The sequence below is a fragment of the Herbiconiux sp. 320_LB genome (assembly GCF_059691755.1).
Window position 1 is genome coordinate 806497 of record NZ_JCAWAD010000002.1, and the last position, 18132, is coordinate 824628.

The 18132-nt window shown below is 72.3% G+C and carries 16 protein-coding genes; 10 read left to right on the plus strand and 6 right to left on the minus strand.

Annotated features, from left to right (window positions below):
* Window positions 1–32 precede the first annotated feature (32 nt).
* Both AC59HU_RS07765 and AC59HU_RS07770 read left to right on the plus strand, forming a co-directional pair.
* Window positions 33–845, plus strand: coding sequence for a TetR/AcrR family transcriptional regulator (locus AC59HU_RS07765; RefSeq protein WP_497222808.1), 813 nt, complete (start codon window positions 33–35; stop codon window positions 843–845).
* Window positions 842–1429 carry a gluconokinase gene (locus AC59HU_RS07770; protein ID WP_497222809.1) on the plus strand — a complete coding sequence of 196 codons (588 nt, stop codon included), beginning with the start codon at window positions 842–844 and terminating at the stop codon, window positions 1427–1429. Before AC59HU_RS07765 ends, AC59HU_RS07770 begins: the two co-directional genes overlap by 4 nt.
* 62 nt (window positions 1430–1491) lie before the next feature.
* On the opposite strand, the gene AC59HU_RS07775 is transcribed toward AC59HU_RS07770, so the two are convergent.
* On the minus strand, window positions 1492–1989 hold the full coding sequence (locus AC59HU_RS07775; RefSeq protein ID WP_497222810.1) for a metallophosphoesterase family protein: 498 nt from the start codon (window positions 1987–1989) through the stop codon (window positions 1492–1494).
* Between the two features lie 146 nt (window positions 1990–2135).
* On the opposite strand from AC59HU_RS07775, the gene AC59HU_RS07780 reads away from it, so the two are divergent.
* The gene (locus tag AC59HU_RS07780) at window positions 2136–3221 is read left to right on the plus strand and encodes a hypothetical protein (RefSeq protein ID WP_497222811.1); all 1086 of its coding nucleotides are present in this window, start codon (window positions 2136–2138) and stop codon (window positions 3219–3221) included.
* A 46-nt stretch (window positions 3222–3267) separates the two neighbouring features.
* Here AC59HU_RS07780 and AC59HU_RS07785 read toward each other — a convergent pair whose 3' ends face one another.
* From AC59HU_RS07785 to AC59HU_RS07800, 4 genes are all read right to left on the minus strand, one after another.
* A complete protein-coding gene (locus AC59HU_RS07785; RefSeq protein ID WP_497222812.1) occupies window positions 3268–4188 on the minus strand; it encodes an AEC family transporter in 921 nt (306 codons plus the stop codon).
* A 25-nt stretch (window positions 4189–4213) separates the two neighbouring features.
* Window positions 4214–6424: an acyltransferase family protein gene (locus AC59HU_RS07790; protein ID WP_497222813.1), complete on the minus strand. Its 2211-nt coding sequence runs from the start codon at window positions 6422–6424 to the stop codon at window positions 4214–4216.
* Window positions 6425–6538: 114 nt separating this feature from the next.
* Window positions 6539–8071 carry a GMC family oxidoreductase gene (locus tag AC59HU_RS07795; RefSeq protein ID WP_497222814.1) on the minus strand — a complete coding sequence of 511 codons (1533 nt, stop codon included), beginning with the start codon at window positions 8069–8071 and terminating at the stop codon, window positions 6539–6541.
* Window positions 8072–8082: 11 nt separating this feature from the next.
* Window positions 8083–9048 carry a hypothetical protein gene (locus AC59HU_RS07800; protein ID WP_497222815.1) on the minus strand — a complete coding sequence of 322 codons (966 nt, stop codon included), beginning with the start codon at window positions 9046–9048 and terminating at the stop codon, window positions 8083–8085.
* Between the two features lie 401 nt (window positions 9049–9449).
* Between AC59HU_RS07800 and AC59HU_RS07805 the strand changes: the two genes are divergently transcribed.
* Both AC59HU_RS07805 and AC59HU_RS07810 read left to right on the plus strand, forming a co-directional pair.
* Window positions 9450–10919, plus strand: a complete 1470-nt coding sequence (locus AC59HU_RS07805) for a DUF6421 family protein (protein WP_497222816.1) — start codon at window positions 9450–9452, stop codon at window positions 10917–10919.
* On the plus strand, window positions 10916–11689 hold the full coding sequence (locus AC59HU_RS07810) for an SDR family NAD(P)-dependent oxidoreductase (RefSeq protein ID WP_497222817.1): 774 nt from the start codon (window positions 10916–10918) through the stop codon (window positions 11687–11689). The genes AC59HU_RS07805 and AC59HU_RS07810 overlap by 4 nt, the downstream gene beginning before the upstream one ends.
* Window positions 11690–11757: 68 nt before the next feature.
* Here the strand turns inward: AC59HU_RS07810 and AC59HU_RS07815 are convergent, their stop codons facing one another.
* Window positions 11758–12513, minus strand: coding sequence for an SDR family NAD(P)-dependent oxidoreductase (locus AC59HU_RS07815; protein ID WP_497222818.1), 756 nt, complete (start codon window positions 12511–12513; stop codon window positions 11758–11760).
* Between the two features lie 118 nt (window positions 12514–12631).
* Here AC59HU_RS07815 and AC59HU_RS07820 point away from each other — a divergent pair, with 118 nt between their 5' ends.
* The 5 genes from AC59HU_RS07820 to AC59HU_RS07840 all read left to right on the plus strand — a co-directional run bounded on the left by AC59HU_RS07820 (window position 12632) and on the right by AC59HU_RS07840 (window position 18127).
* Window positions 12632–13993 carry a sensor histidine kinase gene (locus tag AC59HU_RS07820; RefSeq protein ID WP_497222819.1) on the plus strand — a complete coding sequence of 454 codons (1362 nt, stop codon included), beginning with the start codon at window positions 12632–12634 and terminating at the stop codon, window positions 13991–13993.
* Complete coding sequence (locus AC59HU_RS07825; protein ID WP_497222820.1) at window positions 13990–14766, plus strand: response regulator; 777 nt, start codon at window positions 13990–13992, stop codon at window positions 14764–14766. The genes AC59HU_RS07820 and AC59HU_RS07825 overlap by 4 nt, the downstream gene beginning before the upstream one ends.
* 113 nt (window positions 14767–14879) lie before the next feature.
* The gene (locus AC59HU_RS07830; protein WP_497222821.1) at window positions 14880–15791 is read left to right on the plus strand and encodes an ABC transporter ATP-binding protein; all 912 of its coding nucleotides are present in this window, start codon (window positions 14880–14882) and stop codon (window positions 15789–15791) included.
* Complete coding sequence (locus tag AC59HU_RS07835; RefSeq protein WP_497222822.1) at window positions 15788–16945, plus strand: ABC transporter permease; 1158 nt, start codon at window positions 15788–15790, stop codon at window positions 16943–16945. Before AC59HU_RS07830 ends, AC59HU_RS07835 begins: the two co-directional genes overlap by 4 nt.
* 114 nt (window positions 16946–17059) lie before the next feature.
* On the plus strand, window positions 17060–18127 hold the full coding sequence (locus AC59HU_RS07840) for a threonine aldolase family protein (protein ID WP_497222823.1): 1068 nt from the start codon (window positions 17060–17062) through the stop codon (window positions 18125–18127).
* Window positions 18128–18132: the final 5 nt, after the last annotated feature.

The following is an 18132-nucleotide window of genomic DNA, read 5'->3' on the forward strand; positions in this document are numbered from 1 at the left end:
CCGGGTCGGGCCGGTCGACGTACGCTCGGGCCATGAGCGGTTCCGCATCCCCGTCGTATCACCACGGAAACCTGCGCACGGCGCTGCTGGAGCGGGCCGGTGAGACCCTCGCCGCCGAGGGTGCGGATGCGCTGACGCTCCGCCGCCTCGCCCGCGAGCTCGGGGTGAGTCACGCGGCGCCGGGCCGGCACTTCCGCGACCGCCGCGCCCTGCTCGACGCGCTCGCCCTCGAGGGCTACTCGGCCCTCAACGCGCGCCTCGAGGCTGCAGTCGCGACCACGGGCGCGGACGCGCGTGCAGATGCGGATGCGGATGCGAGCGTTGCTGCGAATGCGGATGCGAGCGTTGCTGCGAATGCGGATGCGAGCGTGGCTGCGAATGCGAATGCGAGCGTCGCGGCGGATGCGAGCGGTGCTGCGGATGCGCGGTCGCGCTTCTCCGCACTGACCCGCGCCTACCTCGACTTCGCAAGCGAGAACCCCCAGCTGATCGATCTGATGAACCGGCCCGGCATTCATCCCGAGGGACCGGTGCCAGAAGCTCGGCGTCGGAACCGAGAGCACATCGCATCCTCCCTGCGGCAGCACGAACGCGGCGACACGCCATCGGACGACGGCGATCGGGGGGCCGAACTGATCGCGTTCGCGCTGGTCCGCGGGCTGGCGCAGCTCGCCGCCGAGGATCTGCTCGACGGTCAGTTGCTGGACGCCCTGATCGAGCGCGCGGTCGACACGATCTGGTCCGCCCGAACGGACACATCGGGTCGCCGCGGGGACGCCGCGTCCGGTGCGAGCCGGGACGCCGCATCCGGCGCCGGACGACAGAGAAGCGAGGTCGGGGCGTGAGCGGCGCGACCCGGGCGGTGTTCGTGTCGGGTGTGTCGGGGTCGGGGAAGTCGACGATCGGATCCTTGCTGGCGGCTCGGCTCGGCTGGTCGTTCGTCGATGCCGACGACCTGCATCCGGCGGCGAACGTGGCGAAGATGGCCGACGGCATCCCGCTGACCGACGACGACCGCTGGCCCTGGCTGCGCGCCGTCGGCGCCGAGGCCGAGCGGCTCTCCGCCGCCGGGGAGCAGACGCCGACCCCGAGCCCCACCTCTTCGGATGACCTCCATCCCGAGACCGCGGCAGAGGCCGGCGTCGTGGTGGCCTGCTCGGCGCTTCGGCGGGTGTACCGCGACCTCCTGCGCGAGGAGTGCCCGGGGGCGGTGTTCGCACAGCTCCTCGGCACGCCGGGGTTGATCGCCGCCCGCCTGTCGGCGCGGGTCGATCACTTCATGCCGCCGTCGCTCCTCGGCTCGCAGCTCGCCGCGCTCGAGCCGCTCGGCGCCGACGAGGCCGGAGTCGCGGTCACGGTCGGATCCACCCCCGCCGCCGTGGTCGACGCGATCGTCGACGCGCTCGCGCTCACCCCGCCCGCATCCTGACCGCCGCCGAGCAGCTCGACAGAGCGACCGGCAGCGATACAGCGAACCGCCGACTCAGCAGCTCAGAGCTCGACCAGGCGCAGGTCGCCGACGCCCCCGGCATCCACCGTCGCGGTCATGAAGGTGCGGTGCGGCTGGCGGCGGCGATCGGTGGGCGAGCCGGGGTTCAGCAGCAGCAGGCCGGCCGGCGAGGTCGTCTGCCACGGGATGTGGCTGTGCCCGAACACGAGCACGTCGGTGTCGGCGAAGAGCGCGTCCATCCGCCGCTCCCGCCCGGTCGACGCACCGGTCTCGTGGATCATCGCGAACCGCAGCCCCTCCACCTCCACCCGCGCCACCTCGGGCAGCCGCGCCCGGAGCCCCGGACCGTCGTTGTTGCCCCACACCCCCACCAGCCGCGCCGACCGCGCCTCCAGGGCGTCGAGCGTGGCCTCGTCGACCCAGTCGCCGGCGTGGAAGACGAGGTCGGCCGAATCCACCGCCCGCCAGAGCTCGTCGGGCAGCGCCTTGGCGCGGGTGGGCAGGTGGGTGTCGGCGATCAGCACGATCGAGGTGGCCATGCCCACATCGTGCCACCGCTCCGCGCGGCCCACGCCTAGGCTCGGAGCGGACGCCCAGTGCCGAGGCCGGAGTCGCGACCGCTCGGACAGACCAGACAAGACAAAGACAAGACCAGACCAGACCAGACCGAGGGCGAGGTGAACCGATGACCACCAAGAACACCACCGACACCGACAGCACCGACGCCGCCTTCCTCCCCATCGCGGTCGACCTCTACGGCTCGACCCCCTCCGACTTCATCGCCGCCCGCAACGCCCGCGCCGCCGAGGCGACCGCGGCCGGCGATCGCCCCCTGGCCGCTCGCATCCGCACGTTGATCAAGCCCACGGTGGCCGCCTGGGCGGTCGGTGCCCTCGTGCGGCACCGGGGCGACGACATCGGTGCCCTCCTCGCGCTGGGCGAGCGGATGCGCGGGGCCGCCGACCCCGCCGCCGGCCTCGACCGCGACGCACTCCGCGATCTCGGGCGCACGCGCCAACGGATGCTGGCGCACCTCGGCGACGAAGCCCGCGCCCTCGGCGACGAGCTCGGAGCGACCGTCTCGCCGACCGCGGCGGTCGACGTCGAGCAGACCCTGCAGGCCGCGCTGAGCGATCCACGCGCCGCCGCCGTGGTGCGGAGCGGCGCGCTCACCCGCGTCCTCGCACCCGCCGGCTTCGGCGAGGTCGACCTCGACGGCGCCCTGCCGGCCGGGCTCGAGCACCTCGTGCTCGACGGCCTGCCGTCGGCCACCCCGGCCCGCCCGCTCCGCGCCGTGCCGCCCACCTCCGATGGTCCGAGCGCCGAGGCGCCGACCGCCGCCTCCCCGACCCAGCCGGGAACCACCGGCGCCGGGTCGACGCCCGAAGGGACCGCAGGAGCAGGAGCAGGAGCAGGAGCAGAGCCGGCCGCCTCGAAGTCGACGGCAGCTCGCCAGGCCTCCGCCCGCGAACGCGCCCGCGCCGACGCGGCCCGCGAGGCCGAGGAGACCCGGCAGGATGCGGAGGACGCCGCCAACGAGGTCGCGACCCTCGACCTCAGGGCGGATGAGCTCCGCGACCGCCGGACGCGGCTCGACGACGAGCTGCGCGAGCTCAAGCACCGCATCGAGGAGCTCACCGACCAGCTCGGCGACACCACCTCGGAAGCCGCGTTCCTCCGCCGCACCCGCGCCGCCGCCCAGCGCACCGCCGACACCGCCCGTCGCGCAGCCGACCGTGCCCGCGCCCGCCTCGCGCGCTTCGACGACTGAGGCGCCCACCGCTGCCCGCGCCCGCGCCCGCAGGCGCCCGGCACCCCTACGCCAACAGCGCAGCGACCCCCACCAGCACCGGCACCGACCCCAGCGTCGTCAGCAGCACCGTGTCCCGCGCGAGCCGCACGCCGCGCTGGTACCGCGCCGCGAAGTTGTAGATGTTCTGAGCCGTCGGCAGCGCCGACAGCGTCACCACGGCGAACACCTGCTCCGCCGGCAGCCCGAACACGAAGCGGGCCGCGACGAACGCGATCAGCGGCATCACCACGAGCTTCAGTACGCTGGCGACCACGATCTCGGTGCGCCCCTTGCCGGGCTCCAGCGGCCGCTGCCCCACGAGCGACATCCCGAACGCGATCAGCACCAGCGGCACCGCCGCCCCGCCGATCAGGTCGAACGGCGCCATCACGGCGTCCGGCAGCACCACGCCGCAGAGCGCCAGCACCAGGCCCACGAGCGAGGCGATGATCATCGGGTTCCGCAGCGGCTGCGTCAGGATGCTGCCGACCGACACCCGCCCCCGCGTCGAGATGTCGAGCACGGTGAGCACGATCGGCGCCAGCACGATCAGCTGCAGCAACAGCACCGGCGCCACGAGTTGAGCGCTGCCCAGCACGTAGCTGGCCACCGGCAGACCGATGTTGTTGGCGTTGACGTAGGCCGATCCCGCCGCGCCGATCGTCGTCTCGGCCACCGGGCGCGGGAACCAGATCCGCGAGGCCACGACGAACATCGCCGCCGAGACGGCGACCGCGATCACCGAGGCCAGGAGCGAGGCCGAGAACACCGTTGCCGGATGCGAGCGCGCGAGCACCGAGAACAGCAGCGCCGGCGTCGCCACGAAGAAGGCGAAGCGGTTGAGCACGGTCTCCGAGCCCTGGGGCAGCACCCCGATCCGCTGCACGACGTAGCCGACCAGGATGACGAAGCCGATGATGCCGAAGCCGGTCAGCACCCCGAGCACGACGGACCTCCCCCGCTTCCGGCGGTCAGCGCGCGAGCGCCGACGCCATCGCCTTCTGCAGGAACGGCTCGAGCGTGAACGCGAAGGTGCGCGTCAGGTGGTCCGGATCGCGGTAGACGTTCGCTCCGCCGATCACGGCGGCGCACGACTCGGCCGTGCAGTAGGTGTCGCTGAAGTCGAGCAGCGTTACGTCGCGACCGTCGGCGACGGCGCCGCGCGCCGCGACCGCGATCGGGTCGAAGGCGGCGAGGCCGTCCTCCCGGGGCTCGGCGCAGTCGGCCGCGTCCTGCGTGCGGAGGCACTTGTTCGGGTCGTCCTCCCAGGCCGGGTTGTCGACCACGGTGACGATCGGCGTGCCCTGGTCGAGCACCTGCTGCCAGGCCTCGTCGTAGCCGGCCACGGCGGCCTGCCCCTGGGGCGAGGCCGGGGCGGCGCCCGCCGTGTCGATCAGCCCGGTCGTCGCCTCCTCGTCGGCCGAGAGCGCCCGATCGGTCAACGCCGCCGTGAACACCGCGTCGAACGGCGCGTGCGCGGCCAGCTGCGCGGTCAGCGCCCCCCGCCAGTCGTCGCACGAGCGCGCGAAGGCGTCGCTGCCGCCGATCGGGGTGGTCGACCACGGGCATCCGCCCTTGAGGTAGGTGGTGAGGTGCCAGCCGTTGCGCTCGGCCATCTGGATGAACGGATCCATCAGCGCGTACGCGTGGCTGTCCCCGATCAGCGCGATCTGGGGCGCATCCGCCGCGTCGGCGCCGAACTGGCAGTCGCGCACCGTCGCGTCGTTCAGGGTGCTGAGGCACTCGGGGTGCTCCGGCCGGTCGGCGTTGCCGAAGCCCGGGCTGGGGATGATCTGGTCGGCGAGCGCGGGGTTCTCACAGAGCGGGTCGAGGGGTGTGAGGCCGTCGGTCGGTCCGGATGCGGCGCCGAAGCAGGCGGGCGGGTTCGCGAGCGTGTCGGCGAGCTGGGTCGCCTCGGTGTCGTACTTGGGCTGCTGCACCGCCCAGGCGCTGCCGACGAACAGCGTCGAGACCGCCATCGCGGCGACCACGCCGATCATCGTGGCGCGCGGGCGGCGGGAGGCGAGGAACCGCCAGTTGCGGGCCGGGTCCTCGATGAACCGCTTGGTCAGCCAGGCGAGCACGAAGCAGAACAGGAACAGCGCGATCCGGTTGAGGGTGCTGAGCCCCCAGCCCGGGATGTACGGGGCGATCACGATCAGCGGCCAGTGCCAGAGGTACAGCGAGTACGAGATGTCGCCGATGAAGCTGACGGGGCGGAAGCTGAGCACCCGACCGGCGTCCCACGGCTTCTCGCGGTGGTGCGCCACGATGATGGCGGCCGTGCCGAGCACGGGGATCGCGGCCATGTATCCCGGGAACGGCGTCGAGGCCGTGAAGAAGTAGCCGCAGCCGAGCACCACGGCGATCCCGCCCCAGCCGAGGAGGTTCGACTGCCAGGCCTTCGTCGGCCGCAGCCGCGGGAGGAGTGCGAGGGCGCCGCCGACGGCGAACTCCCAGACCCGCGTGTAGGTCACGAAGTAGGCGGCGGCCGGGTCGGTCGCGGTGACGAAGATCGACAGGGCGAACGAGGCGACCCCGACGACGGCGAGCACGGCGATGAGGCCCACCCACTTGCGGCGGCCGAGCACCTTCACCGCGAAGACGGATGCACCGAGCAGCAGCACGGGCCAGAACAGGTAGAACTGCTCCTCCAACGACAGCGACCAGTAGTGCTGCACGAGGCTGGCCTCGTTGGCGGCGGCGAGGTAGTCGACCGAGTTGGCGGCGAGCACCCAGTTCTCGACGTAGAAGGTCGAGGCGAGGATCTCGCGGACGTTCTCGGTCAGGCTCGACAGCGGCATGACGAACAGCGTCGCCAAGCTCGCGAAGATCAGCACCGTGACGGCGGCCGGCAGGAGTCGGCGCGCCCGCTTGGCGTAGAAGCTCGGCAGGGCGATGCGGTCGGTGCGCTCGAGCTGCCGCGAGAGCTGCTGCGTGATGAGGAAGCCCGAGATCACGAAGAAGACGTCGACACCGATGTAGCCGCCGGTCAGGCGCCCGGGCCAGAAGTGGTAGACCACGACCAGCAGCACCGCGATCGCGCGCAGTCCCTGGATGTGCGGGAGGAAGTGCGCGGGGGTCGGCGCACCCGCCTTGCGGGCGGCGTCGCGCTGCTCTCTCGAGGACCGACGGCTGCTCGGGGCGGGGTTCGCCGCGGGCGCGGGCGTCTGGTTCTCCATCGCCTCTCATGGTACGCGAGGCCCGGCTGGGAGCCGGGAGCGACCCCGCGGCCACCGCAGCCGGCGGCGACAGGCCACCCGCCGGCCCCGGAGCCGGCTGCGGCCTCTCGGCCCTCAGGCCGCCGCGAGGAACCGATCGGCCGTGCGCAGCGCCATCGCCATGATCGTGATCGCCGGGTTCGCGATCAACGAGCTCGGGAACACCGAGTTGTCCGCGACGAAGAGGTTCGGCACCTCGTGCGAGCGGCCGTCGGGATCGACCACGGAGGTCGCCGGATCCGTCCCCATCCGGCAGGTGCCGACGGTGTGGGCGGTGCGGGCGAGCACCCGGGTCGAGCTGGCCCCGGCCGCCTCGACGATGGCGGTCATGGTGGCGATCGCGTGCTCGTCGATGGCCTTCTCGTTGGCGCCGGCCGAGTACGAGATGCGCGCCTTGGGCATGCCCCATTCGTCGAGCTCGTCCGAGAGCTCGAGCCGGTTGCCCTCGGCGGGCAGGCACTCGGCGTTGATGCCGACCCCCGCCATGAACGGGTAGTCCTCCACCGCCTCGACCAGGTCGCGGCCCCAGAGACCGGCGCCCCGCACGAGGGAGGTGGCGAAGGTCAGGGGCATCACGCCGAGGCTCTGCATCAGGTACCCGCCCGCGAAGTCGACCCCGGCCGGCCGCACCATGTCCTCGCTGATGATCGACGAGGGGTAGCCGCGATGGCTCCGCATCGCCGTATCGAAGCGACCCCAGACCTGGGTCGCGCCGTGCACCATGAAGTTGCGCCCGACCTGCCCGCTCCCGTTGCCGATCCCTGTGTGCAGCAACAAGCGGGCGCTCTCGACGCCGCCGGCGCAGAGGAAGACGTTCGCGCACCGCTGCCGGTGCTCCCGGCCGCCCTGCTGGTAGACGACCGCGGTGATCCGGCCTGCCGCATCCTGTTCGAAGCCGTGCACGACCGCCTCGGCCCGGATCTCGGCCCCCGACGCGACCGCGGCCGGGAGGTAGGTGGTGTCCATGCTCGCCTTGGAGGTCGTGCGGCAGCCCTGGTGGCAGGCGCCGCAGGAGATGCAGGCGCGGCGCAGGCCGTAGTGCTCCTGGTCGTGGTCGCGGGTGAGCACGGCGGCCGGCGCATCCGTCGCCCGGATACCGACCGCTTCGCAGCCGCGCAGCATCATGTCGGAGGAGGCGTTGCGCGCGGTGGGCGGGTACGCGTACCGGCGGGACGGGTCCCAGGGGTAGTCGGCCGGCCCCGAGACCCCGATGACCCGCTCGACCTTCTCGAGGTACGAGGTCAGCTCGTCGAAGTCGACCGGCCAGTCCTCCCCCACTCCGCAGTCGGACCGCAGGCGGATGTCGGTGCGGCTCGGTCGCGGGGCGAAGGCCCCCCAGTGCAGCGTCGAACCGCCGACACCGCGGCCGCTGTTGTTCTGGCCGAAGGCGGTCGGATCCTCGCCGCCGCTCAGCCGCTCGGACATCCAGTTGATCTCGACGGCCTCGGTCTCGTCGGTGGTGTAGCCGGAGGGCTCGAAGTTCGGGCCCGCTTCGAGGGCGACCACGCGGAGCCCCTTCGCCGCCAGGGCCGCGAGGATCGGGGCCCCGCCCGCGCCCGTGCCGATCACCACCGCGTCGACGATGGTCTCGGTGGAGTGCTGGTTCATGCCGAAGAGGTTCATGACGCCCTTTCCGGGGTCTGCAGGAGGTCGGAGCCGGGTTCCCAGCTCTCGCGGAGCCCGGCGCCCAGAACCCGGAAGCCGAGCGGGGTCACGTCGCCGCCGATCGCGAAGCCGTCGAAGTCGGCCCGGGCGAGAGTGGCCGGATGCGCGAGCCAGATCCGGGTGAGTGCGGCGCAGGCGTCTTCGAACCAGAGCGCGAGCTGCGACGGTGTCAGGCCGGCGGCGGGCTCGGTCTCGGTCTTAGCGGCGGCGGGCTCGGATGCGGCGGGCTCGGTTGCAGGCTCGGCTGCGGCGACCGCCGTGAGTCGTGCATCCTGGTCGGCCGGGTCGAGATCCTGGAAGCCCTGCAAGGTGGTGAGCGCGAGGGCGTACGACTCGGCGTCGGAGGGGAGCTCGGCGTTCCGCCAGCCGTCGCCCTCTCCTCGCGTCAGCTCGGCGTCCAGCCGCGCGGCGAGGTCGATCGTCGGACCGTCTTGCGGCACGACCCGGTCGGCGACGGCCCGGAGGGTCGTCAACTGCCCCGGGGTGAGGCAGGTCGGGCGGTAGTCGGGGTCGTCGGGGAGGGCCCGCCGGGCGAGGATGCCCCGGGTGCGCGAGCTGGTGCGCGACGAGGCGATCAGGCGCGCGGTCGAGGCCGGGACCGCGGGCCCGCCTGAGGCGACGCGCCCGACGAAGTCGGCGATCTCTGCATCGGCGTCTGAGTCCGGGCCGGCGTCTGCGCCGGTGAGGATCACACCGGCCAGCCCGAACACCGGAACGTTGCCGTCGAGCACCCGTTCGGCGACCTCGGCGGCCACCGCACCGAGCGACGCGTCAGCGGCGAGCACCCAGCGCGTGAGCCCCTTCTGGAAGACGGTCTCGACGTCCACGACGAGCGCCTCGATCGCGGCGTCGACGTCCGCGTGCTGCAGGAAGACGACCGCGGGTTCGGCGGCTGAGGGAAGGCGGTGGGCGCTCGTCACCTCAGGACGCGTCGAGGCTGTCGAGGATGAGGTCGTGCTCGGAGTAGCCGAAGCGCGACTTGACGTACTCGATCACGTCCGGGTGGACGAGGGTGGTGATGGTGGGGACGGCGTCGCTCATGATGATCTCCTCTTCGGGAACGGCATCTAACTAGACAAACTAAACATTAGTTCCGCTAGTAATCAAAACCTCGTAGTTACCCCGTTGACAGGAGCGGCCGACGACGTGTAGAGACGTCGAGCGCTCCTCGGAGCCCGTGCGATCGAGAGCCTCGCCACGCATGCGATGACGGATATCTGCGCCGAGACCACCTCCGCGCGCAGCATTCCCGCGGCGGGCTCAAAGAAGCCCGGATGCGTTGCGCCTAGGCTCGGGATGACGACCGAACGGAGGTTCCACCATGTCCGCACACCCCGCCGCTCCCGCTTCCGCATCAGCCGAGTCCATCATCGGAGAACCCGAGGTCGTCGAGGATGAGCTGAGCCGCGAGCGACTCGTCAGCTCCTCGCACTGGCTCGCGCTGAAGGAGGCCGTCGCCGCCCTGCAACCGCTGCAGGCGAAGGACGGCTCGGTGCCCGACCCGGTCGACCACGACGAGGCCGCCCGCCTGGTCGAAGGGATCGGCCACGGCATCGTCGGCCTCGCCCCGTTCTTCCCGCACGACGACGAGTACCTCCGGGCCGTGCGCGCCGACTTCGCCACCTGGGCCGCCGACGGCTTCGGTGTTCCCGACTTCCTCAGCTCGCTGGTCGCGTTCCGGCCCGAGCGCCACCGCCGGGACGGCGCGCGGCACCTGGTCGTGTTCCCGATGTACACCCAGAACGGCAGCACCGACCGGCACGTCGAGGCGGTGCTGGTCGAGGTGATCTGGCCCGAGTTCATCGCCGACCTCGAGGCCGGCGACTACTCGAACGCGCTGTTCGTACCGATCCGCTTCCTCGACTTCACCGCGGGCTACGACACGAACTCGGCCGTGCTCTTCCCCGAGTCGGTCGCGACCTCGAGCGTGCCCACCTACACCTGGGGCGCCATCTTCGCCGACCGCGAGGCCGCGCGGTTCCGTCGCGTGGTTCGGGAGGCCGCATCCGTCACCCGGCTCGAGCTGCCGGCCGACGCCCTGCGCCTCGTCGAGGACCAGCGCCTGGCCGAGCGCACCTTCGTGATGTGGGATCTGATCCACGACCGCACCCACATGCGTGGCGACCTGCCGTTCGACCCGTTCATGATCAAGCAGCGGATGCCGTACTTCCTGTATTCGCTCGAAGAGCTGCGGTGCGACCTCACGGCGTTCCGGGAGGCGGTGCGGATCGAGCGCCGGCTGAGCGGCGCCGCGGGGTCGGATGCGGGCTCGGGCTCGGGCGTCGCGCTCGACGAGGCGGAGGCCGAGCTGCTCGACCACGCGAAGCTCGTGCAGTACGCGGTGCTCTTCGACCGCATCTTCCGGTTCGCGATCACGGGGTCGCGCGTGCGCAACTACGACGGGCTCGGCGGCCAGCTGCTGTTCGCCTGGCTGCACCAGCGCGGCGTGCTGCACTGGACCGACACCCGCCTCACGATCGACTGGCCCGAGGTGGCCGACGCGGTGACGGCGCTCGGCGACGCGATCGACGAGCTCTACTGGCGCTCGATCGACCGGCCGAAGACCGCCCACTGGCTGGCCGCGTACGCACTGATCACCGAGACGCTGACCCCGAACCCCGCCTCGGTCTGGGCGCAGGGTCCGCAGGCGCTCCCGCTCGACGGGCCGCCGCGGGGGCTGACCGACGCGGTGCTCGACGACGAGTTCCCGCTCTCGATGTTCTACGAGGCGCTCGACAAGAAGATGCGCGCCACGATCGAGTCCACGGCCGGTCTCACGGGTCGCTCGTGAGCACGTCGCCCGTCGCCGGGAGGCGGATCGTGGTGGCCGGGGCGACGAGCGCCTCGGGCGCCGCGGTCAGCGCGGCGCTCCTCGCGGCGGGAGCCCAGGTGATCGCCGTGGGGAGCTCAGCCGACCGACTGGCCTCCCTGGCCGAGCGGGTCCCGGGCCTCCGCACCGAGGTATGCGACCTCTCGGACAGCGCCGCAGTCGACGCCCTCGCGGCCCGCCTCAGTGGCGGCGACAGCGGCAGCAACGGCGACAGCGACCACGGCGACAGCAGCGACCATGGCACCAGCGCCAGCACCGGCGTCGACGGCCTCATCCACCTCGTCGGCGGCTGGGTCGGCGGCTCCGGCGTGACCGGGCAGACCGACGACGCCTGGGCCGCCATGGAGCGCGGCTTCCGCACGCTGCGCAACACCACGCGGGCGTTCTACCCGGCGCTCGTCGCGTCCGGGGCGGGCCGCGTGGCGTTCGTCTCGTCGGCGTCGGTCGACGCCCCCACCGCATCCGGGGCCAGCTACACCGCCTCGAAGGCGGCGGCCGAGTCGTGGATGCGGTCGGTCGCCGACGGCTTCCGACGCGAGACCGCGCCCGGCGCACCGACGGCGGCCGCCACGGTCTTCGTCGTGGCGGCACTCGTCGACGACGGGATGCGGGCGGCCTCGCCGGAGAAGACCTACGCCGGCTTCACCGACGTCGCCACCCTGGCCGACGCGGTGACCGGGTTGTGGGGTGCGGACGCCGCCTCGCTGAACGGCGCCCGCATCCGGCTCTGATCGGCGAACCGGACGTCCGACCGAAAGGCCAACCGACCGACCGGCCACGCCGCCGGCCGCCCGGGGCCCTACTGCGCCGCGTACCCGCCGTCGACGAGGTGGTAGCTGCCGGTCACGAACGAGGCGGCATCGCTCGCGAGGAACGCGACGAGCCCCGCGACCTCCTCCGGCTGACCCAGCCGGCCAAGGGCGTGCTTGGCGGCGAGCGCCGCCTGCGCGTCGGCGGGGAGGTTCGCGTCGACCAGCGGGGTGTGGATGAAGCCGGGGCCGACCGCGTTGACGCGCACCTTCTGCGCACCGTACTCGAGCGCCCCGTTCTGGGTGAGCCCGATCAGGCCGTGCTTGGCCGTGACGTAGGCCGACGACATCGGGATGCCGACAGCGCCCAGCACCGAGGCCATGTTGACGATCGATCCGCCGCCGTTGGCCGCCATGGCCGGAAGCTGGGCCTGCATGCCGTAGAAGACGGCGTTGAGGTTGATCTCGATCACCTTGCGCCAGCTCTCCAGCGAGTAGTCGCCGATCAGGGCGGCCTCTCCGCCGATGCCGGCGTTGTTGACGGCGATGCCGAGCGGGGCGAGCTTCTCGGCGGCCTCGACGCTCTGCACCGCGAACGCGGGGTCGGAGACGTCGCCGACGAGCGACTCCGCCGTTCCGCCGGCCGCCCGGATCTCGGCCACGACCGCCTGGGCGGGCTCTTCGCGCACATCGCTGACCAGCACCGCGGCTCCGCTCTTGGCGAGTTCCAGGGCCACGGCGCGTCCGATGCCCGAGCCGCCTCCCGTCACGATCGCAGAGCGTCCGGCGACGTCGTACACAGCCATGGGAATCTTCTTTCTCTCGATATCCATTCAGATACAGCTATTAACCGCTCACGATCATCCGGCATTCCTCCGTCTGCAGGCGGATGCCGGCGAGGTCGGTGCTCGCTACCGTGGAGTCATGCCGCGCGACGCCCGATCCCGAGCCGCAGACTACCGGCGCGACGCACTGACCGCTACGGTGCTCGCGGTGGGCGCGTGGTTGAGTTCCCTGCTCTACCTCGGCGCCGTCGACCAGCCGCACGCCCCGCCGTGGGGCACCGCCATCTGGGCCGCCGTGATCGCGGGTTCGCTCGCCTTCCGCCGCCGCTTCCCCGAGCCGGTCGCCCTCGTCGTGGCCGCGACCTTCGTGATCGGGCAGTACTCCGGGGTCTACGAGCAGCTGTTCGCCAACATCTGCCTGTTCCTCGCGCTCTACTCGGTGGGTGCATGGGGTCGCAACCGGATGCTGGCGACGGCCGTGCGCATCCTGATCGCCGCGGGCATGGTGCTCTGGCTCGTCGGGGTGCTCGCGTTCCAGGCAATGAACCCCGGCTCGGGGCCCGACGTCTCGCGCGACGGCCTGTTCTCGCAGTTCACGGCCATCGGGCTCATCTCGCTCGTCACGAACCTGCTCTACTTCGGCGCCGCCTACGTCTTCGGCGACGCGGCCTACCGGGCCGCCCGCGAGCACGAGGCCCTCGTCGAACGCACCGTCGAGCTGGAGCGGGAGCGCGAGGTCAGCAGCCGCCAGGCCGTCGCGCTCGAGCGGGTGCGCATCGCCCAGGAGCTGCACGACGTCGTCGCGCACCACGTCTCGGTGATGGGGCTGCAGGCGGGCGCGGCCCGGCGCATCCTGAACCGGTCGACGGGTGCCGCGCCGGATCCCCGGGTCACCGAGGCGCTCGGGGTGATCGAGTCGAACGGGCGCGAGGCCGTCGACGAACTGCATCGGATGCTCGGGGCGCTCCGCCAGCCCGACGACGGCCCCGAGACGGCCGGCGACGGGCCCGCGAGCCGATCGACCTCGACCCGCAGCGTCGATCAGCTGCCCGAACTGGTCGAGGAGACCCGGGCCGGCGGCGTGCCGGTGGAGGTCTCGGTGGTCGGGTCGCCCCGGGCGCTGCCGCCCTCGATCGGGTTGGCGGTCTACCGGATCGCGCAGGAGTCGCTCACCAACGTGCGCAAGCACGCCGGGCCCCGGGCCACCGTCGACCTGCGGTTGCGGTACCTCGACGACGGGGTCGAGCTCGAGGTCAGCGACTCGGGGGTGGGCGCGGCGTCGGGCACGGGGGCGGCTTCGGGCGGGCTCTTCTCGTCGTCCGCGCCTCGACCCACGGCGTCCGGCGGGCTCGGCCTCATCGGGATGCGGGAGCGGGTCGCCGCGGTCGGCGGCGAGCTCGAGAACGGTCCGCGGTCGCGCGGCGGGTATCGGGTGCGCGCGTGGCTGCCGCTCGCGCCGCGGGACGCCTCGGGCGCGGCCGTGGACGGGGCCGGGTCGTGACCGCGCCGATCCGGGTCGTGCTGGCCGACGACCAGGACCTCGTGCGGGTGGGCCTCAGGATGATCCTCGAGTCCGAGGACGGCATCGTCGTGGTCGGTGAGGCGCGGACGGGCGCGGAGGCGATCGACCGGGTCACCGAGCTCGCGCCCGACGTGGTCTGCATGGACGTGCAGATGCCCGAGCTCGACGGGCTCGCCGCGACCCGCGCCCTGATCGCTGCGGGCTCGACCGCGGGCATCCTCGTGCTCACCACCTTCAACCGCGACGACTACCTCTTCGAGGCGCTGGAGGCCGGTGCGAGCGGGTTCGTGCTGAAGAACTCCTCGCCGGAGGACCTGGTCGCGGCCGTGCAGGTCGTGGCGCGCGGCGACGCCCTGCTGTCGCCCGACGTGACGCGGCGGGTGATCGAGAGCTTCGCGCGGAGGAAGCCGGCGGCATCGGCATCCGCATCCGCCCTGCCCTCGCCCGCGCCCGCCCCGGTACCGCCCTCACCCGCAGCGCCCTCACCCGCAGCGCCCGTGCCGCCCGCCGCGGCCGCCCCGGCCGCCCCCGGGCTCGACCGCCTGACCGACCGCGAACGCGAGGTGCTCGAGCTCGTCGCGGCCGGTCTCTCGAACGCCGAGATCGCCGGCCGCCTCTACCTCGGAGAGGCCACGGTCAAGACCCACGTCTCGAAGGTGCTGCAGAAGCTCGCCGTGCGCGACCGGATCCAGGCGGTCGTCTTCGCCTACGAGAACGGCGTCGCCGTGCCGGGGAGCGACCCCCGCGACTGATCGGCTCCCCCGCGCGGGGGAGCCCGGGAGCGGCCGACCATCCTCGGGACGGATGCCGCGGGCGGGCGCGCTCCCTAACGTGGATCGTGCACGACCACCACGGAAGGAACCCCATGCTCGAGATCGCAGAGGTGTCCCGCAGCTTCGGCACCCGAAGAGTGCTCGACTCGGTCAGCTTCACCGTCGGCGACGGCCGGATGACCGGCTTCGTCGGCGGCAACGGCGCCGGGAAGACCACGACCATGCGCATCATCCTGAATGTGCTCTCCAGCGACAGCGGCACCGTCTCGCTCGACGGTGTGCGCCTGACGCCGGCCGACCGCGCCCGCTTCGGCTACATGCCGGAGGAGCGCGGGCTGTACCCGAAGATGAAGATCGCCGAACAGATCGTCTACCTCGGCCGGCTGCACGGGATGAGCGAGAAGGCCGCGCAGGCCTCGACCGACGACCTGCTGGGCCGGCTCGGACTCGGCGAGCGCGCCGGGGAGACCGTCGAGAGCCTCTCGCTCGGCAACCAGCAGCGCGCCCAGATCGCCGCCGCCCTGGTGCACGACCCCGAGGTGCTGGTGCTCGACGAGCCCTTCTCGGGGCTCGACCCGATCGCGGTCGAGACCGTGCAGGGCGTGCTCGCCGAGCGGGCCGCGGCCGGTGTGCCCGTGCTGTTCTCCTCGCACCAGCTCGACATCGTCGAGCGGCTCTGCGACGACCTCGTCGTGATCGCGGGCGGAACCATCCGCGCCCGCGGGTCGCGCGAGCAGCTGCGCGACGAGCACTCCGAGCCCCGGTTCGAGATCGAACTGGCCGGCGATGCGGGCTGGATCCGCGAGGTGCCCGGGGTGCGGGTGACCGAGCTCGACGGCTCCTACGCCCAATTCGAGGTCGAGCGGGGCGACGCCGGTCGTGCCGCCGCGCAGGCCGTGCTCAACCAGGCCGTCCTCGAACGCGCCGCCACCGCCGGGCCGGTGGCCCGTTTCGGCCCAATCCGCCCCACTCTCGCGCAGATCTTCAAGGAGGTCGTGAAATGAGCACGATCAACGCCCCCGCCGCCACCTGGCTCGTCGCCCGCCGTGAGATCACGATGCGGTTGCGCAGCAAGTCGTTCCTCATCTCCACCGGCATCCTGCTGCTGGCGATCCTCGCGTCGATCGTGGTCGGCGGCATCCTGAGCGCGCAGGCGGCGACCTCGGCGACCAAGGTCGCGACCGTCACCGAGACCGCGGACGTGGTCGAGGGGCTCCCGGGCCTCGAGGTCACCCAGGCCCAGTCGGTGGCCGACGCCGAGCAGCTGGTGCGCGACGGGTCGGTGGATGCGGCGATCGTGCCCGCCGGCGCGGCGACGTCGGCCGAGGCCGGTTCCGAGGCGGGTTCAGGGACCGGTTCCGGGGCGGGCTCCGGCGTCCCCGCGCTCCCCTACGAGGTGATCGCGCTCGACGAGACGCCCACCGGAGTCGTCTCGCAGCTGAGCGCCACGCCCACCGTGCAGCTGCTCGAACCCGGCGACTCGGGCGACGGGTTCCTGTCGTACATCATCGGGATCGCCTTCGGCGTGGTCTTCTTCATGTCGGCGGTGACCTTCGGCTCGACGATCGCGCAGAGCGTGGTCGAGGAGAAGCAGACGCGCGTGGTCGAGATCCTGCTGTCGACCATCTCGGCCCGGGCGCTGATGGCTGGGAAGGTGGTCGGCAACAGCATCCTGGCCTTCGGGCAGATCGCGCTGATCGCGGTGATGGCCGCGCTGGGGCTCACGATCACCGGCCAGTCGGCGCTGCTGGGCCTCCTCGGGCCCGCGATCGCCTGGTTCGTGGTGTTCTTCGTGTTCGGCTTCGTGCTGATCGCGGCGCTCTACGCGGCGACGGCCGCCCTGGTCTCGCGTCAGGAGGAGGTCGCCTCGGTCACCTCCCCGGTCACGACGCTGGTGATGATCCCGTACTTCCTGGTCATCTTCTTCAACTCGAACCAGACCGTGACGGCGATCATGTCGTACGTGCCCTTTTCGGCGCCGATCGGGATGCCGCTGCGACTGTTCCTCGGCCACGCCGAGTGGTGGGAGCCGCTGGTCTCGCTCGGCATCCTGGTCGCGACGACGGCGGTGGTGATCGCGATCGGGTCGCGGATCTACTCGAACTCGCTGCTCCGAACCGGCGCGCGGGTTCGGCTGAAGGATGCGCTGCGCGGCTGACGGCTGCCGGCTGACGGATCGCGGCTGCACGGCTGACGGATCGCGGCTGCACGGCTGACGGCTGGGCTGCGACCCGCGGAGCGCGGTGTCGGCGGGGTTTGAGACACTGGAGGGGTGACCGACTTCTCCACTCAGCCCCTGCACGACACCGGCTACCGCGGGTTCGCCTCCGACAACTACGCCGGGGCGCACCCCGAGATCCTCGACGCGATCGCCCGGGCCAACGGCGGCCACCAGATCGCCTACGGCGAAGACGTCTACACGGCCGAGCTGCAGAAGGTGATCCGGCAGCAGTTCGGCGGCGAGGCCGAGGCCTTCCCGGTATTCAACGGCACCGGGGCCAACGTCGTGGGCCTGCAGTCGATGCTGCCGCGCTGGGGCGCCGTCGTCTGCTCGACGACCGCCCACATCCACACCGACGAGAACGCCGCGCCCGAGCGGGTCGCCGGCCTGAAGCTGCTCACCGTGCCGACGCCCGACGGCAAGCTCACCCCCGAGCTCATCGACGTCGAGGCCTGGGGCTGGGGCGACGAGCACCGGGCGCAGCCGCTCACGGTGTCGATCACGCAGACCACCGAGCTCGGCACCGCCTACTCGGTCGACGAGGTGGCAGCGATCGCCGAGCACGTGCACGCCCGCGGGATGACGCTGCACCTCGACGGGTCGCGCATCTCGAACGCGGCGGCCTCGCTCGGCGTGCCGCTGCGCGCCTTCACGACGGATGCAGGGGTCGACGTCCTCTCCCTCGGCGGCACCAAGAACGGCATGCTCTACGGCGAGGCCGTCGTGGTGCTGAACCCGGCGGCGGTCGACGGCATCCCGTTCCTGCGCAAGCTCGACATGCAGCTGGCGTCGAAGATGCGCTTCGTGTCGGCGCAGCTGATCGAGCTCTACGGCACCGACCTGTGGCTGCGCTCGGCCTCGCACGCGAACGCCATGGCGGCTCGGCTGCGCGAGGCCGTCGAGGGGCTGCCCGGCGTCACCCTGACGCAGCAGACGCAGTCGAACGCGGTCTTCGCGATTGTGCCGCCGGGGGTGGCCGACCGGCTGCGCGAGTCGTTCCGGTTCTACGACTGGAACCCGGCGACCGGCGAGGTGCGTTGGATGTGCGCCTTCGACACCACCCCCGATGACATCGACGCCTTCGCGGCGGCCCTGGCCCGGGAGCTCCCCGCGTCCTGACCCCG

Coding starts and splice junctions, on each gene's coding strand:
- AC59HU_RS07805 (WP_497222816.1), top strand. CDS start 9,450: ATGTCCGCACACCCCGCCGCTCCCGCTTCCGCATCAGCCGAGTCCATC.
- AC59HU_RS07775 (WP_497222810.1), bottom strand. CDS start 1,989: ATGGCCACCTCGATCGTGCTGATCGCCGACACCCACCTGCCCACCCGC.
- AC59HU_RS07835 (WP_497222822.1), top strand. CDS start 15,788: ATGAGCACGATCAACGCCCCCGCCGCCACCTGGCTCGTCGCCCGCCGT.
- AC59HU_RS07815 (WP_497222818.1), bottom strand. CDS start 12,513: ATGGCTGTGTACGACGTCGCCGGACGCTCTGCGATCGTGACGGGAGGC.
- AC59HU_RS07795 (WP_497222814.1), bottom strand. CDS start 8,071: ATGAACCAGCACTCCACCGAGACCATCGTCGACGCGGTGGTGATCGGC.
- AC59HU_RS07830 (WP_497222821.1), top strand. CDS start 14,880: ATGCTCGAGATCGCAGAGGTGTCCCGCAGCTTCGGCACCCGAAGAGTG.
- AC59HU_RS07780 (WP_497222811.1), top strand. CDS start 2,136: ATGACCACCAAGAACACCACCGACACCGACAGCACCGACGCCGCCTTC.
- AC59HU_RS07765 (WP_497222808.1), top strand. CDS start 33: ATGAGCGGTTCCGCATCCCCGTCGTATCACCACGGAAACCTGCGCACG.
- AC59HU_RS07820 (WP_497222819.1), top strand. CDS start 12,632: ATGCCGCGCGACGCCCGATCCCGAGCCGCAGACTACCGGCGCGACGCA.
- AC59HU_RS07790 (WP_497222813.1), bottom strand. CDS start 6,424: ATGGAGAACCAGACGCCCGCGCCCGCGGCGAACCCCGCCCCGAGCAGC.